15 protein-coding genes are annotated in these 14,593 nt (G+C 40.8%); 2 read left to right on the top strand and 13 right to left on the bottom strand.

Translation table 11 applies throughout. From position 1 onward, the window contains the following. Positions 1-8 precede the first annotated feature (8 nt). From DX060_RS08295 to DX060_RS08280, 4 genes are read right to left on the bottom strand one after another with little or no spacing between them, the layout of a single operon-like run. Positions 9-527 carry a chemotaxis protein CheW gene (locus DX060_RS08295; RefSeq protein ID WP_115012012.1) on the bottom strand — a complete coding sequence of 173 codons (519 nt, stop codon included), beginning with the start codon at positions 525-527 and terminating at the stop codon, positions 9-11. 1 nt (position 528) lies between these two features. Next, a complete protein-coding gene (locus tag DX060_RS08290; RefSeq protein ID WP_115012011.1) occupies positions 529-2,901 on the bottom strand; it encodes a hybrid sensor histidine kinase/response regulator in 2,373 nt (790 codons plus the stop codon). Between the two features lie 55 nt (positions 2,902-2,956). Further along, positions 2,957-3,907, bottom strand: a complete 951-nt coding sequence (locus DX060_RS08285; protein WP_115012010.1) for a chemotaxis protein CheV — start codon at positions 3,905-3,907, stop codon at positions 2,957-2,959. Positions 3,908-3,963: 56 nt separating this feature from the next. Beyond that, on the bottom strand, positions 3,964-4,917 hold the full coding sequence (locus DX060_RS08280; protein ID WP_115012009.1) for a metallophosphoesterase family protein: 954 nt from the start codon (positions 4,915-4,917) through the stop codon (positions 3,964-3,966). Between the two features lie 21 nt (positions 4,918-4,938). On the opposite strand from DX060_RS08280, the gene DX060_RS11485 reads away from it, so the two are divergent. Further along, positions 4,939-5,082 (top strand): hypothetical protein, encoded by a 144-nt coding sequence (locus DX060_RS11485; protein ID WP_181814254.1) that lies wholly within the window; start codon positions 4,939-4,941, stop codon positions 5,080-5,082. A gap of 220 nt (positions 5,083-5,302) precedes the next feature. Here the strand turns inward: DX060_RS11485 and DX060_RS08275 are convergent, their stop codons facing one another. From DX060_RS08275 to DX060_RS08255, 5 genes are all read right to left on the bottom strand, one after another. Further along, positions 5,303-6,016, bottom strand: a complete 714-nt coding sequence (locus tag DX060_RS08275) for an SIR2 family NAD-dependent protein deacylase (protein WP_115012008.1) — start codon at positions 6,014-6,016, stop codon at positions 5,303-5,305. Then, positions 6,013-6,549 (bottom strand): hypothetical protein, encoded by a 537-nt coding sequence (locus tag DX060_RS11480; protein ID WP_181814253.1) that lies wholly within the window; start codon positions 6,547-6,549, stop codon positions 6,013-6,015. The genes DX060_RS08275 and DX060_RS11480 overlap by 4 nt, the downstream gene beginning before the upstream one ends. Positions 6,550-6,560: 11 nt before the next feature. Next, positions 6,561-8,777: an ATP-binding protein gene (locus DX060_RS08265; protein ID WP_115012007.1), complete on the bottom strand. Its 2,217-nt coding sequence runs from the start codon at positions 8,775-8,777 to the stop codon at positions 6,561-6,563. A 75-nt stretch (positions 8,778-8,852) separates the two neighbouring features. Next, the gene (locus DX060_RS08260) at positions 8,853-9,107 is read right to left on the bottom strand and encodes a hypothetical protein (protein WP_115012006.1); all 255 of its coding nucleotides are present in this window, start codon (positions 9,105-9,107) and stop codon (positions 8,853-8,855) included. Positions 9,108-9,112: 5 nt separating this feature from the next. Continuing rightward, a complete protein-coding gene (locus DX060_RS08255) occupies positions 9,113-10,405 on the bottom strand; it encodes a PDDEXK-like family protein (RefSeq protein WP_115012005.1) in 1,293 nt (430 codons plus the stop codon). 225 nt (positions 10,406-10,630) lie between these two features. Here DX060_RS08255 and DX060_RS08250 point away from each other — a divergent pair, with 225 nt between their 5' ends. After that, positions 10,631-11,065, top strand: coding sequence for a hypothetical protein (locus tag DX060_RS08250; protein ID WP_115012004.1), 435 nt, complete (start codon positions 10,631-10,633; stop codon positions 11,063-11,065). Positions 11,066-11,116: 51 nt separating this feature from the next. Here DX060_RS08250 and DX060_RS08245 read toward each other — a convergent pair whose 3' ends face one another. The 4 genes from DX060_RS08245 to DX060_RS08230 form a co-directional block, all read right to left on the bottom strand. Next, complete coding sequence (locus DX060_RS08245) at positions 11,117-11,743, bottom strand: hypothetical protein (protein WP_115012003.1); 627 nt, start codon at positions 11,741-11,743, stop codon at positions 11,117-11,119. An 85-nt stretch (positions 11,744-11,828) separates the two neighbouring features. Continuing rightward, positions 11,829-12,008: a hypothetical protein gene (locus DX060_RS08240; RefSeq protein ID WP_115012002.1), complete on the bottom strand. Its 180-nt coding sequence runs from the start codon at positions 12,006-12,008 to the stop codon at positions 11,829-11,831. A 147-nt stretch (positions 12,009-12,155) separates the two neighbouring features. After that, entirely contained in the window at positions 12,156-13,607 is a 1,452-nt protein-coding gene (locus DX060_RS08235) for a PDDEXK-like family protein (protein ID WP_115012001.1), read from the bottom strand. 99 nt (positions 13,608-13,706) lie between these two features. Next, a complete protein-coding gene (locus DX060_RS08230) occupies positions 13,707-14,459 on the bottom strand; it encodes a hypothetical protein (RefSeq protein WP_147278808.1) in 753 nt (250 codons plus the stop codon). Between the last annotated feature and the right edge of the window lie 134 nt (positions 14,460-14,593).

The following is a 14,593-nucleotide window of genomic DNA, read 5'->3' as shown; positions in this document are numbered from 1 at the left end:
TTTGGAGTTTAGAAGTCTCTTTTGAGCAGCACATCAATTTTCAGGATGGTGATTAGGTGATCTTCACGCTTTCCTACGCCATCGATCATTCCAGCTTGATTGCTCGCAAGCGTCTCTGGCACAGGGTCTATACTAGAGCTAGGAAGAGTGATGGCTGCTGTTAGTTTGTCGATGACAAATCCGGCTATTTCATCATTCTGATGCACTATAAGATAGCGAGTATCTTTATCTTGCTTGATAGCCGGGAGACCAAACTTCAAGCGTAGATTGATGAGTGGATACACATTTCCACGCATATTAAATACACCTAGAACATAAGGTGGCGTTCCGGGCACCCTTGTAAATTCCGTGGGTTTTACAATTTCTTTGACATTAAGAATAGGAACAGCAAATTCCTCATTACCCACAACGAACCCAATAACTTGCAAAATATCCTCTGGATCATCTTGTGCCTCACCAATACCACGACCCAATCCACTTGCATCCATCTTTTGCTGTTCAAAAATATCTCTAATTTTATCAGCCATTTTATTCTCCGGTTACTAGATTAATATTGCGTTTTACGACATTGACAAGATATTCTGGCGTGTAGGGTTTTGTAATATATTCTGTCATACCAGATTCTACCCCACGCATTCTGTCCGTTTTGCTTGTCCTACTTGTAACGGCAATAAGTGGTAGATTTTTAAATTTATTATACTTTCTAACTTCTGCTGCAAAAGTATATCCATCCATTTTAGGCATTTCTATATCTACCAAAACCGCATCAAGGGGCTTATCGCTATTTTTGACAATTTCTAAGCCTTCCAAACCATTGCTTGCTTCTAGCACTGTAACTCCCAATGTTTTTAGGCATTTTTTCATAATTGCTCTATCGGTATTGCTATCATCGATTGCTAGCACGATATAGTCTGATGGGGCTGTTTTGGCTTTGGAGCTTTGAGCTTCTTCCATTACTGCATTTATACTCACTTTAACCTCTTTAGCCATTTCCATCATTGCGGCTACATCGACAATCAAAGTGATTTTACCATCACCTCGCACTGTCGCTCCTGCAATACCTCTAGTGCTTTTGAGATAGTAGCCAAGCGATTTGATAACAACTTCTTCTTGTCCAATGAGATAATCCACAATTACACCAATCTTTTGCTCTGCAAGCGCAATGATGACAACATACACTTCGCTTGCTGTTTCTAGCACAGAATCCACACCAAAAATATCAGCCAAACGCACTAGGGAAAGCACTTCATCTCTTAGGCGCAAGACAGATTTGCCATCGACACTATAGATTTCATCTTGCCCAATTCTAACTGTCTCAATGACAGAAGATAAGGGGATAGCATAGTATTCTTCTTGCGCACCCACAAGCAATGCTTGGATAATGGCAAGCGTAAGTGGGATTTTTAGCTTAAATGTTGTGCCTACTCCCTTTTCAGAATCTATCTCGATAATACCATTAAGCTTTTCGACATTGGTCTTTACAACATCCATACCGACACCGCGTCCAGATACATTGGAAATAGTTTTTGCCGTAGAGAAACCGGGCTTAAAGATAATGCCAAAAGCCTCTTTATCTGTCATAGAATCTGCTTCTTTTTCAGAGATTAAGCCCTTTTCAATAGCCTTTAGCTTGAGCATTTCTGCATCAAGCCCTTTTCCATCATCGGTGATTTCAATAACAATGTGATTGCCTTCATTGTAGGCTTTGAGATCCACTCGCCCAATCTCTGGCTTGCCTAAAGCCTTTCTATCCTCTGGGGATTCCACGCCGTGATCACAAGAATTTCTAATGATATGGATAAGCGGATCGCCTATTTCTTCTACGATAGACTTATCAAGCTCTGTTTCTTCACCGGTGATGACAAGATCAATACTCTTTTTAAGTTCTCTGGATAAATCTCGCACCATTCTTGGGAATTTATTAAACACCTTGCCTACAGGCTGCATTCTTGTCTTCATTACCGCAAGTTGCAAGTCCGTCGTTACGCTAGAGATAGATGATACAACTTGGTTGAGTTCTTCTAAGAATTTTTCACCATCATAGCGCTCTTCCACATCGCCATAGATTTTAATCAATCTGTTTTTGCCTAACACAAGCTCGCCGATGAGATTCATAAGGTTATCAAGTCGCCTAACATCAACGCGGACCGTTTGTTCTACGCTTGTTGCCACCTTGCCTTCATCTTTTCCGGCTGCAGGTTTGCCTTCAGTTTTGGGACTTGGTTTAGCCGGTGTAGTAGCAGTGGGTGCTGGAGCTTCTGCTGGTGCTTTGGGTGCTTGGACATCGCCAGCTTGACCGCTTGCTCTTTTTTGCGCACGCATTTGTTTATCCGCTTCTTGGCGTTTTTGGAGCAGTCGCTCAATTTCTGCTTCTACTTCATCAGAACTCATATGCGCATAGTCCTTATCCGGCTCATCTGCAAGTGGATTGCTAGGGTCGCTCTGTGGTGTAGTCTCCTGCGGTTTGGCTGGTTTGGCTGAAGGCTCTGGAGCCTCTGCGACAGGGCTACTACCTTGAGATATTGCTTGAAGCTTAGTAACAGCATCGCTAATATCAATACCGCTATTGGCGTCTGTCCCAGAGTCTCTAATTGCTTGCAAGAGTGCTTTCATAAGGTCAATGGAGAGCAAGACTACATCCATCACATCAGGTGTGATTTTAAGCTCATCTCGTCTAGCTTTGTTTAGGACATCTTCCATATTGTGTGTCAAGCTTGTAAGAATGTCAAAATTCAAGAATGAGCTAGAACCCTTAATAGTGTGGGCTACTCTAAAAATACGATTCAGTAGCTCTAGATCTTCTGGGTTGCTTTCTAGCTCGACTAAGTCTTGGTCGAGCTGATCGACCATCTCAAAGGCTTCGATCAAAAAGTCTTCCATTATTTCTTGCATATCATCCATCTACAATACCTCATCTCGTTAATTTGGGGGCTATTCTACCAAAAAAATGCCAAAATCACACAGAAGTTAGAAGTTTTTTGACTTCTTGGTAGAAAATGTTGGGGTCAAATTTCACAATATAGCCATCACCTCCTGCTTTTTTGCCTTTTTCCATACTATTTGGATCGCAGATAGAGGAGTTAAATACAAGCGGGATCTTAGAAAATCTTGGGTCGTTTTTGATTTCGTTGGCAAAGTGGAAGCCATCGATTTTTGGCATTTCTACATCAGATACGATGATTTTAAGGTGCTCGGATAGTTTATCGCCATATTGTTGATAAAGGGACTCTATCTTTTCTTTGCCCTCTTCTCCATCGATTGCCTCTACAACCTCAAAGCCCATAGCTACGAGATTTTTCACCACGCGTTTGCGGGCTATGGAGCTATCTTCTAGCACAAGTGCTAGTCCATTAAACCGCTCCTGCTCTTCTACAATACTGATAATATCATCAGCCTTTTTCTCATAGAAATTTAGCTCATCAATAATGCTCTCTAAATCCAAAATTAGCATAGTTCGATCATCTTCTTCAATGCGCGTTGTGCCGGTAATCTTGCCTCGCTCGATTGTGCTAGATGAGCTAAATTGCGCGGATTCTACTTGCTTCCAATTCACACGCCGTATGCGCTTAACTTCATCGACTACAAATCCTATTTGGACATTATTAAACTCAGATACGATGATTTTGTGTTTGCGGGGGGTGTCATCTGCTTTGATATTCAGCCATTTGGAGAGATCGACAAGCGGGATTATCGTCCCACGCAAATCAAAAAGCCCTAGCACATAATCTGGACTTGCCGGTATGTCAAAAAGCTCATCTGGCTGCTCGATGATACTCTGCACTTTTGCGACATTGACCCCATAAATCCCCTCATATACTTCATCATCTCGCAGCTCGAAAATACGGAAGTCAATCAACGCTATCTCGTTATAGCCTTCAATTTGAGAGTCTAAAATATTGCCTGCCATAGTTGTCTCCAAATCTAAATCAATGGTCTTAGTTTGTGTGGGTAATATCGGCAGGATTATAAAACAAGAATCCTTTTTTCGCAATAAAAAGATGGCAGGGCAAAAAAGCTCTGCAATCTTCTGCCTATGTGGAAATGCCCCTCTATCACGCCATATTGCGCGTTAAGCTCATAGTCTTTAGCCTGCTTTGCGGTGCTTTGGGGGTCTGTGTCGCTGGGCTTGGCTAGATTGCACGCGCGGGCTAGGTTATTCGCACGCATATAGTGCGTGTATGCTGCTAGTCTCTTAAGCGCAAATGTGTAGAATCCACTTTCATCTAGGTGAAGTGGCGCAATGCGCTTGGCATTGACTAGGGATTGCGCATAGGTATAGATATAGCCTAGACTTAGTGTATCAAGCAGCTTTAGCGCACTAAGTGTGAGTGGTGCGCTTAGTGCGCGGATATAGCATTCATAGCTTTTGTTGATAAAAAGATCGCCGTGTGCGAGTAAAAATGGCGTATTTTGATAGCTAAAAATAGCTGGCTGGAGACTCCTAGGGTAGATTCTCACTCGTGGCAAAAGCCTAGAATCTATCCCAAAGTCGTGATTGCCTTCAAAGTAGAAGATCTCTGTGTGCTGCGATAGGGCATTGAGTAGGGCGATAAAATCGCGGTGATTATCTGCGCTATGGGAGATATGCGGGATAAACAAATGCGCAATATCCCCCATAAGAAAAATCTGTGCGGGGGGATTGCCCATCAATGCTTGCAAAAGCCCCATTAAGCCATCTTCGCCGATGTAGCGCGGATAGGGCAAGCTAGAATCCAAAAATGAAAAGCTAGATTCTAGTGGGCTAGCGGACTTGCTAGAATCTAGCTTAGCAGGGCTGGGCTCTAGTGCTTGCTCAAATGCCTGTGTGCAAGTGTGGGTAGGGCTTGGGATATAGTGTGCATCAGCGATAAACACTGCAGGGGAGATGATTTCTTGGATAGGTGTATGATCAATATGGACAGAGCAAGCAGTAGTCATAAAAATCCTAGGTGATATAAGGTGTGTGAAATTGTGCCTTATTCTACCAAATCGCTTCATAATCCTAGAATCCACTTTTTCACTTATGGCAGTTTTCCGTCATCGAGAGCTGCGTTAGCGGCGTGGCGATCCATTTCAAAAGTGGATTCTAGTGTGGATCACTAAAGAAGCTACGGCTATGCCACGCGGTGTAAGGCTCGCAATGATGAGAAAAATGAGTGTTTTTAAAAAATCTGTGTTGTGTAAAAAGTGGATTCTAGGATAAACAAGAAGTGTAAAAGCTAGAATCCACTTTTGGATTGTGGATCACCGCACGCTTTGCAAAACTTGCAATGACAAATAAGGATTCTAGAAGCGTGCTACAAGGCAAAGCTAGGAGATTAGCTCACTTTGCGCAAAAGCCTTCTACAAGATCTTTGATCTTTGGCGCAGCACAGCTGGCTGGCTCGATGAAGCGCACATCAAAGTAGCGATCAAGGTGGCTGGATTCTAGGTTGTTTAGTATGCTTTGCTTGGCGTAGAGAGTAAATTGCGCCGCATTTAGCACCTCGCCACTTGTGCCGATACAGACAAACAAGCTCTCCTCCGCCGCTTTTAGCCGCTCTAGCTCGCTATCTAGCAGGGCATAGTTTGGCGCAGGCTCACTAAACATCACAATATTATGCCGCAAGCTCTGCGCCCCGCACACCCCACACACAGAGCTTGGCATAGCCACATAGCCGATATTTGTGATCTCCCCGCAAGACTCGCAGCGCACCTCAGGCAAAAATCCGTGCAAGTGAATGACCTCTTCACACCCAGCTCTTTCTAGCAAGTCATCGACATTTTGCGTTATCACTACGACTTCTTGCGGATATGCTGCTTTAAGCTTGGCTATCATCTTATGCGCGGCATTTGGGGCGACTTGCCCTAATTGTATCCGCCTTTGATCATAGAAATCTAGCACCTTTTGCCTATCCTTTGCAAAGCCCCTAGCACTGCACACTTCCATAATGTCAAATTCCTCCCATAAGCCATCATTATCGCGGAATGTCCTTAGCCCGCTCTCTGCACTAAGCCCCGCCCCGCTAAAAATCATCACTCGTTTAAGGTCTTTCATTGTTCGCTCCTTTTATTCTTCAAGCATAGATAATCAGCTATATAGCAATCTAAGTAATGATAATAAAAATCTTGCAAATCCATCGCACAGAGAGTATAACCCCACGATGATAGATACATAGAGTGTATCAAATCAAGCATTGAAGCAAACTCATCTTCACTCATAAAAATCCCGCTAGATTCTAGCTGCTCTTTTATGCGAGCACCCCAATAGCTATTATAATCCACCCACTGCTTAGACTCTTTATCATAATGACACACTTTGTCATCTTCTGGCACAAACCCCACCACATCTGCCCAAAGCAACCGCTCTAAACTCTCTTGTATATCGTCCCACAGCTCTTGCTCTTTGGATTCTAGGTAGGCTTCCGCGATCTGATCTTGCAGGGTTTGGGCTTGAGCCTGCTCGCTTGACTCTTCAAATGCCACTTTACACTTCTTTTCTTTCTCTTTTATCACTTCTTCAAGCACTGCTGTAAAGCTAAAGCTATCTGGCAGAGCTTGTAGAATCTCACTTAGCTTGTGCTTATCCATAGCCATTCACCCTAGAATCCCACGCGCTTGCTGCTACTCGCACTCAAGCTCTTAATCCGCGCTTCTTCCTGCAGCTTTTCTAGCAACTGCTCCGCAGACTCTAGCGGCGCAAAGGCTGCCCCCCTAGCGATCAAAGCAAAATCCCCAAAGCAGATATTCTCTAGCTTTTCTAGCTCCCTTTTGCCAAAAGTGGATTCTAGGAATGCAGCATAATCGCCAATCCCCAAATGCTGCGCATACAGGCTAAAGGCTTTTTGCAGCCTGGCAAAATCTAGCGGCTTAAACTCTATCTTCATATCAAATCGCCTGATACTTGCTCTATCTAAATTATCCATAAAGTTTGTCGTAGCGATAAATATGCCAGCAAAGCTCTCCATTTGTGTGAGCATTTCATTCACTTGGCTAACTTCCCAGCTACGACTCGCCCCACTCCTATCTTGCAAAAAGCTATCCACTTCATCAAGCACTAAAATCGCCCCCCTTTGCTCCGCCTCCCTAAAAGCTTTTGCGATATTTTTCTCACTCCCTCCTACCCACATAGAGAGCAGATCACTTGCCTTTTTTAATATTATAGGCTTATCTAGCTCTTCGGCTAGGGCTTTGGCAAACTCACTCTTGCCGCTCCCAGCCATACCGTACGCTAGAATCCTAACGCCCTGTGTAGAATCTTGCCCGCTAGAGCTAGAATCCACATTTGCATCTTTTGCCCCGCACACGCTTTTTATCCGCTCGCACAGAGCTTTCATATCCACACTTGCGTGAATCAAGCTCATATCATAGGGAAGAGACCTAGGCTTGCTTGTAGCAATGAGCTTTTGCCCTTGCAGCTTTAAATGCTCATTTAGCACTTGGATAAGGCTTTGGGTGATAATGCGGCTGTTTGCGGCTGTGCTTTTTGGAGTTTTTTCGCAATTTTTCAAGCTATATAGCTTATGTTTTGCCAAAGTTTTTGCTACTTTACACGCTTGCAAAAGCACGCCTTGAGAGAGGCTAGACTCGCAAATTTGGCTAATAATCATAGAATCTAGTTGTATCCTTTGGGACTTTAGGGCTTTTTCTATCATTGCTTGCTTTTTCTCTTTTGGCGGGGCGTGGATTTCTAGCACGATGTCAAATCGCCGCAAAAACGCCGGGTCAATATTTGCGCTATTGCTTAGAAAAATGCTTGGGATTTTCACGGATTCTAGCATTTTATTGAGCGTGTTTTTGCTGGGTTTATCTTCGTTGTATTTGGGAGACAAGCTGGGGAAAAACTCTTCACACTCATCAAGCAAAATCACAGATTTATCCGCCTTTAGCATAGCTTGAGCTCGTATAAACTGCTCAAGTCTATCCTCTCTCATTATGCCTTGTGTATCAATATTGTGTATCTCCCATAGCTCTCTATTTAGCTCTTTTGCGATAAGGGCTGCTATCTCATTTTTACCCACGCCGGGCTTGCCATAGAGAAAAACGCTAGGATTTTTCGCATTTTTACAATAGTTTAGCAGCATATCTAAGTCGCTTTTCATATAGCTAAAATCCGCTATTTCAAGCGTGCTTTTGGGGTAGATTCTAGCGATTCTTTTCATCATCTCTTGTTTGCTAAAAGGCTCTTGCATAAGTCTTTCAGTAAAGCTTTCTAATTCAAACTCACCGCTTCTGTGCCTATCATCAATAAAGTCAAACTTTCTAAGCGGCATATCCGCCATAAGCAGCTTTTGAATCTTTGTGGGACTAGTCTGCAACACACTGGCTAAAAGTAGGCAAAACTCCAAATAATCAAGCTTATCATCATAGTATCTATTCATCTTATCAAACAAGCCGATGATGTATAAAATATTTGTTTCAATCTCACTTAGTCCAAAGCACTCTTGCAAAAGCTTAAGATTCCTACGCACAAAGGCTTTAGGCTTTAGCGCGTGAAAATGCTCTAAAAGATAGGGCGTGATAAACTCTGCGACCATAGCTTCATCACTAAAATCAGCTAAATTTGCATTAAAATTTTTTCTAAAAAGCTTGAAGCAGTCATCAAAATCCAGTGTGTGCGGGAAAAGATTCATAAGATGTGTGGCAAAAAACTTTTTCTCATAGTCTTTGTCGTTGGCTATGGGCTGAAAGGGCAGGAGCTTTTGCAGGGCTTCTTTGTTAGAATCTATAAGTGTGCCTTCTATCTTCTTCAACGCCCTTTGTCTTCTTGCTTTATATTTGCTTAGGACTTTATTGTCTCTTTTTGCTTGTGTTAGCATAATCACTCCTTGTGTGTATTGCAAAGTGAAGTATCGCTTTGTCAAGTGAAGTTATAACAAAGAGCTTTGACAGCGTTATGTCAAAAAAGTGAAAAAGATGAAAAAATGCGGAGAGATTGAGAAAAGTGACAGCGTGTTTTCTGTCATCAGTATCGTTAGAATCCACTTTTTCACTTGTGGCGGTTTGCTGTCATCGCGAGCCGCGTTAGCGGCGTGGCGATCCACAAATTTTGCGCTAGCAAAATAGTCTTTCTTAGTATCACTAGAATCCACTTTTTGATTTATGGATTGCTTCAGCCCTAAAGGGCTTCGCAATGACAGAAAAAGCATTGTGCCTAGAATCCACTTTTGACATTGTCATATTGAGGCAAAAATATCTCTGTTATTTCGGTAGGCGGCACAAGCTTGCTGAGCTTTGAATCTGGCTTTGCTAAATCATCTGCGATTTTTTGATTAAATTGATAGACCTTATCTTTCACGCTTTCAAAAAACTCCATAAAACTTTTTTGCGTGAAGTCTTTTAAATCAATTTCCTCAAATTCTTTTAATGCCAACCACCCATCTTCGAGCATACTATCATCAAAATTATCATTGCTTACACCAAGAACTTCTCCAAGTTTTGGGATAAGTTTTGTTGTTTGTTGTGGATTGTAACCCGATAGATAAATTTCAAACCACACCTCTTCTTTATTAGCAATTTCTGCTGCTATATAAAAACAAAAGTTTCTTATTTCAACAAACTTATTATGTAGCACAGAGATGCCTGTTCCATAGCTCCAAACTTCTGTCCTGTATTCTTTATACTTGCCTTTAATCTCCCTTGCAATCGCACTAAAATGGGCGCGTGTCACTTCATCTTTTCTAGCCACTAGCTCCAATGCTATGTCTAAAAACTGCTTATTGCCGTCTTTACTAAAAAATGCTTGTAAATCCATTGTGTTCTCCTTTTTTCCCGTAAGTCGCTTTACTACATCTGTGTAGCACTCTATTGCCATTCTTAGATTGCTTATCCCGCCTGCTTCATTTAGGGCAGAATCTAGCCAATCTATAATCTCATTTTCATATGAGATCGCCCTAAATCGCACTTGATGATTTTCACTATCTACAAGAAAATCCCCTTGTATTTTCCATTTGCCTAGACTTTGCTGTGTGGGATTTTTGATATGCGGGGCTAGATACACTACCGCGATATTTTCATACTCTACGCTGGATTCTCCCCTATCGCTAGAATCCACTTTCGCAATCGCTTCTATATATCGCGCAATTTGCTCGTTTTGATCTCCTGCGTTAATCTTATTCTCTACAATGATATGCTTTGTGCCATTAGTGATATACATATCAATGCGTTTTTTCTCCTTATGCACTTCTGCGTTATTTGTATTACCAAACCACTCTTGCAGCCCAATGGACTTCACAAAGAGCTTTAGAAATAAATCATCTTGGTAATGCTCCCCATTGGGATTAAGCAGGGCATATAAAAAGCCACTGTGCATATTCTCTTCATCATCTAGCTTTTGCACGCAAAGCAAGGGGTTAAAATCATTTTGCCCGCGCTTTTTTCGCGCTTCAATCTCGGCATTAAACTCCCTAAAACGCTGTAAAAATAGCCTTAGATTCTCATCTGTCATTCAATCTCCTTGTAAGTGTGATACGCTCATTATGCCAAATTAGCCGCTATTTTGCGGTGTTTGTCGTGTGGGAATAAGGCAAGTGGAGTTATAGCAAAGAGTTTTGACAGCGTTATGACAAAGGATTAGCTCTATGCTACTTCTGCTTGATCTTTTAGTCAATACTTTTAAGACATTGGTCGCTATAATGCCGCGTTGAGCAATATCTTAAATAACGGAGTTTGAATGCCTATCGTTTTACCAACTATTGAGGAATACACTGTCTCCATAGACAAAATGTCTTTTTGGCTCTGCTTTAATGAAGTCTATAACCGCTTTTATGTCCATAAAGAACGCACGAAAGACGAATCCGCACTTGATGAAAAGCACATCGACAATGAAGCGCGAGAAGAGTTTTTACAATTTATGGATACACATTTTCCACAAGCAAAGCTAACACCGGTATTTGATCTCGTGTCTGTCGGGTATTTGGAGTATCCTTATCTTGGCAGCATAGCTGTGGATTGCGATGAAAATGATGAAATCTACAAAGCATTGTGTGAAAAATACGAAGATGAAAATGGTCGCCCTAAATCTTTAAACGCAGTTTTTTACTCTATGGATCTTGAATTTGCGAAAAAACATCACAAAGCTAGGTGCGAAGCTTGGGAGGACTTTTAGAGCGAAGCTGCTCTAAAAAGCCGCAATGCAAACACGCTTTTACTAATCCCTTTAAGAGCTGCTTTTATCCACAAACATAAGCCCCCTTTCTTCAAAGATATATCTAAGCATAAAGGGCGATAGGGTTTTGTTTTCTATACTCTCTATAATCATAGAATCCGATCGCAGATATTCCTCTGCATCTATGCGTGGATTTTGCTTATCAAATCGCGGAAGAGCATAATACAAATAAGAAATATTATGAAATCGTGCGAGACTTCCGCGCGCCTGCCGCCGCAGTGAGCTATTTTGCATAGTTTGATAAAAGCGGATTCCAATAAGCTCTGTGCCATCTGTCTCTAAAAACCACCGATGAAGCATATTTATCGCTCTGCGCGGGCTTATGCGCCTCTTGCCGATGTAGGGCTTAAGTGCTATGCCGCGTTTATGCGGGGAAAAGCCGTGCATTATCCCGCCGCTTGATAGGTAGTAGGCATTGCCACACGCTCTGCCAAGCTTACCGACTTCAATGCCATCGCTTGCGTTTTCACTCCACACAAGATAGAAATACCACTCATATTGCAAGCCTGTGTGTGGGCTGCTAGGGCTTAGGCTAGAATCCACTTCCGCACTCCCTGCTTGATTTTCACCCCTAGAATCCACTTTTGACCCTGCCTTAGATTCCACCCCAGAATCCACCTTTTGCCCTGAAGTGTGGCTGCTAGCCTTGCGTGATAGGGCGCAAAAGCTCGCGCAAGCAATGTCCCTTTCTTGAGCATTAGCCCTAAAATTTGTGCCGCCAAAAATTATGCTGATAGTTCTCTTGCTCGCTTAGGGGCTGTGTTTTTCCATTGATGATTTTATGCTCTCTATATGCAGAGATGATCCCCATAAACTCAGCCTTTTGCGCGGTGGCAAAGATGGATTCTAAGGCGTCTGTGGTGTAATGTGTGCTTAAAGTCATAGCTCCCCTTTGTTGTGTGTTTGTCGTGTGAGAATAAGGCAAGTGAAGTTATAGCAAAGAGCTTTGACAGCGTTGTGACAAATGGATTAAATGTTTAAGAATCTTTGCGAATTTTGTGGCTTACAAAGCAAGATTAGAATCTTGCTTTTAGCCCTCTAGCGTTTTGGCGTAGTCATTAAAAAGTTTAGAATATTTATCAATATATTCTTTGATTAAAGGTTTATTTGCAAATGCCTTAAAAAATGGGATAAATTTTTGAACCACCTTGTTTAAAACTTTTTCTTTTGTGTTTGAATCTTGTGTGCCGCTATATATCCATTTGCATAGCTCAAGCTCATTTTCACATTTAGGCTGAAAGGTTTTGTAGTCTTTTAAATAGGGCTTATAGCTGTTTAACCCCGCACCTTTGGCTTCTTTCTTAAAATATTCGCCATATTCAAATGCTTTGTTAATGAAATCCTTGCCATCTAGCTCCTTTGCACCATACGCATCGGCGGTAAAACACGCACTTGTTTCACCTTTGATAGCAAAAAATAAATACACCATTTCCCTACCGCTCTCTGCTTTGTCTTTATCTGCCTTTTTATAGAATAAAATGCCATTTTCATAGTTTTCAGCATACCAAATCGTATTGCCTATTTTAAGCAATTCTTTGTCGCGGCAATAGCACTTCACTGCATTATAAAAATCCTGCAAGATAGAATCTTGTATTGCATTTTTATGCTCTTTTAGAATCTCATAGCATTCTTGTTGCTCTTTATTGTCTTGTTTATCTTTACTTAATATCTCTAAAGCTTTGTTTGTAAAATCTGCATTTTGCATAACACAATCAAGAATGTATTCCTTTGTTTCTTTTTTATTTGGTGTCTTTGATGTATTAAGAATATGTGAATTTAAAATCTCAATATATTGATTTAAACAAAGAATAATCTTATTTAGCCCATTTTCAGCTTTTGTTTTGCCATTAATGGATTTTAATCCCTCTTTTTCTATACTTTTTAAACAATCTTTTTCTAGCCATTCTTTTATCCACTCATAGCTTATGCCTAGATAATACGCCTTTGGTGTCCCACTTGAATCAACAATCTCGTGTTTTTGAATTTCCCATTTACACAAGGAATCATCGCTTGGCTCGGCATTATCTTTTGTAAGATAGATAACAAGAATCTGCTCTGCCCCCACCCCCTGTTTATGTAGAGATTCTACATAGTCTCTAATCTGTGCTTCTTGGTCATAGGCATTAATCTTATTTTCTATGATGATATGAGAGCCATTATTAAACTTCATTAATATGTCAATGCGTCTGTTTTGGTGTATGGCAGATTCAGTTGTAATGCTTTCACAATCTTTGCTTTTAAAATGCGTTAGCTTTGTTTTAAGCCCCTGCGTGTTTGCTATGCGTTCTAAAAACTTTTCTAAAAAGATAGTTTGATAATGCCCTTTGTTACTATCAAGCAAATATGCCAAAAAGGCACTATGGTAATTTTCTTTCATCTCTACTTTCAAAGCTTCAAAGATATTAAAATCACATCGCCCCTCTTTCTTTTCTTGCTGAAACTTCTCATTTGCCGCCTTAAGCCCTTTTGCAAAATCTTTCATTATTGCTCCTTATTAAATGTAGTATGTGTATCAAAAAAAAAAAAAAAACACAATGTCAAGCGTTTTTGACCTTACTCTTACTAGATTCTATGTAGAATCTTATATATTCTGCTGTCGCAAATTTTCAAACGCACTCTCCCATTGCCCACTTTGTAAAATCGCACTTAAGCAATACTCTATAAAGTCGCTTTGCTCTAGCCCCACAACCCTTATCATACACTTATCATAAATAAATCCCAAAAAAGATTTAAGATGTATATATGCTACATTTTTTAGCTCATCACCACTAATGCTTATAGCTTCAAAATTTGTAACTAACTCAATATTTGGCTTAGTCTGTTTGCCACATAGCGTATCTAGCATTGCTTGTAAAAGTAGCTTTGATTGCTCTATATCTAAAAGAGCAAGGTAATTTGTGCTGGCTAAATCAAAGGCTTTATGTTGCAATTGAGTTTGCTCTATTTGTTCTATCTGCTCCCTATCAATATAAGAAAATAGCTCAAATCTTGCTCCGTCTGCCTGTGTATTTGCAAGTTTTTGGCGAGATTTTTGCAATTGCTTTTTGTGTTTGGCTTTGTGGTCTAGGCATAGATAAGAATGATACTCTTTTATCGTATAATCAAATCCATTCCATTCATACAATCCCCGTCCATAGCGTTGATATTCTGCGAAATTAGAGAAAAACAAAAACACATCGTTTTTATACAAAACAAATTCCTTATCGTTTGGATTCCACTCTATATCAACATCACTAGAGATATACAGATAGGTAAATATAACTCGTTTTGCGTTATCAAAATTTTTCTCTTGTGGAATGCTTTCATCATTATAAGATTCTAAAAGCACCCGCACAGCAAGGCTTTTCGTTATAGAATCTGCAAATAATATAGCCCTATGCCCTTTTGCTTTAAAAAGTTGTTTATAGTATTGCATAACATAATGTAGAGTTTTTAAAAACTGATTTATCTCATCTTTTGTTCTGTCAC

This window comes from Helicobacter canis, from assembly GCF_900451095.1.
Classification (GTDB): domain Bacteria; phylum Campylobacterota; class Campylobacteria; order Campylobacterales; family Helicobacteraceae; genus Helicobacter_B; species Helicobacter_B zhangjianzhongii.
This window is presented reverse-complemented; position numbering and strand designations above follow the sequence as displayed.

Bases quoted from the DNA above. Each gene is read 5' to 3' on its own strand.
- DX060_RS08240 (WP_115012002.1), bottom strand. From the start codon at position 12,008: ATGACTTTAAGCACACATTACACCACAGACGCCTTAGAATCCATCTTT.
- DX060_RS08255 (WP_115012005.1), bottom strand. From the start codon at position 10,405: ATGACAGATGAGAATCTAAGGCTATTTTTACAGCGTTTTAGGGAGTTT.
- DX060_RS08260 (WP_115012006.1), bottom strand. From the start codon at position 9,107: ATGCTTTTTCTGTCATTGCGAAGCCCTTTAGGGCTGAAGCAATCCATA.
- DX060_RS08275 (WP_115012008.1), bottom strand. From the start codon at position 6,016: ATGAAAGACCTTAAACGAGTGATGATTTTTAGCGGGGCGGGGCTTAGT.
- DX060_RS08235 (WP_115012001.1), bottom strand. From the start codon at position 13,607: ATGAAAGATTTTGCAAAAGGGCTTAAGGCGGCAAATGAGAAGTTTCAG.
- DX060_RS08280 (WP_115012009.1), bottom strand. From the start codon at position 4,917: ATGACTACTGCTTGCTCTGTCCATATTGATCATACACCTATCCAAGAA.
- DX060_RS08250 (WP_115012004.1), top strand. From the start codon at position 10,631: ATGCCTATCGTTTTACCAACTATTGAGGAATACACTGTCTCCATAGAC.
- DX060_RS08290 (WP_115012011.1), bottom strand. From the start codon at position 2,901: ATGGATGATATGCAAGAAATAATGGAAGACTTTTTGATCGAAGCCTTT.
- DX060_RS11480 (WP_181814253.1), bottom strand. From the start codon at position 6,549: ATGGATAAGCACAAGCTAAGTGAGATTCTACAAGCTCTGCCAGATAGC.
- DX060_RS08285 (WP_115012010.1), bottom strand. From the start codon at position 3,907: ATGGCAGGCAATATTTTAGACTCTCAAATTGAAGGCTATAACGAGATA.
- DX060_RS08265 (WP_115012007.1), bottom strand. From the start codon at position 8,777: ATGCTAACACAAGCAAAAAGAGACAATAAAGTCCTAAGCAAATATAAA.
- DX060_RS08295 (WP_115012012.1), bottom strand. From the start codon at position 527: ATGGCTGATAAAATTAGAGATATTTTTGAACAGCAAAAGATGGATGCA.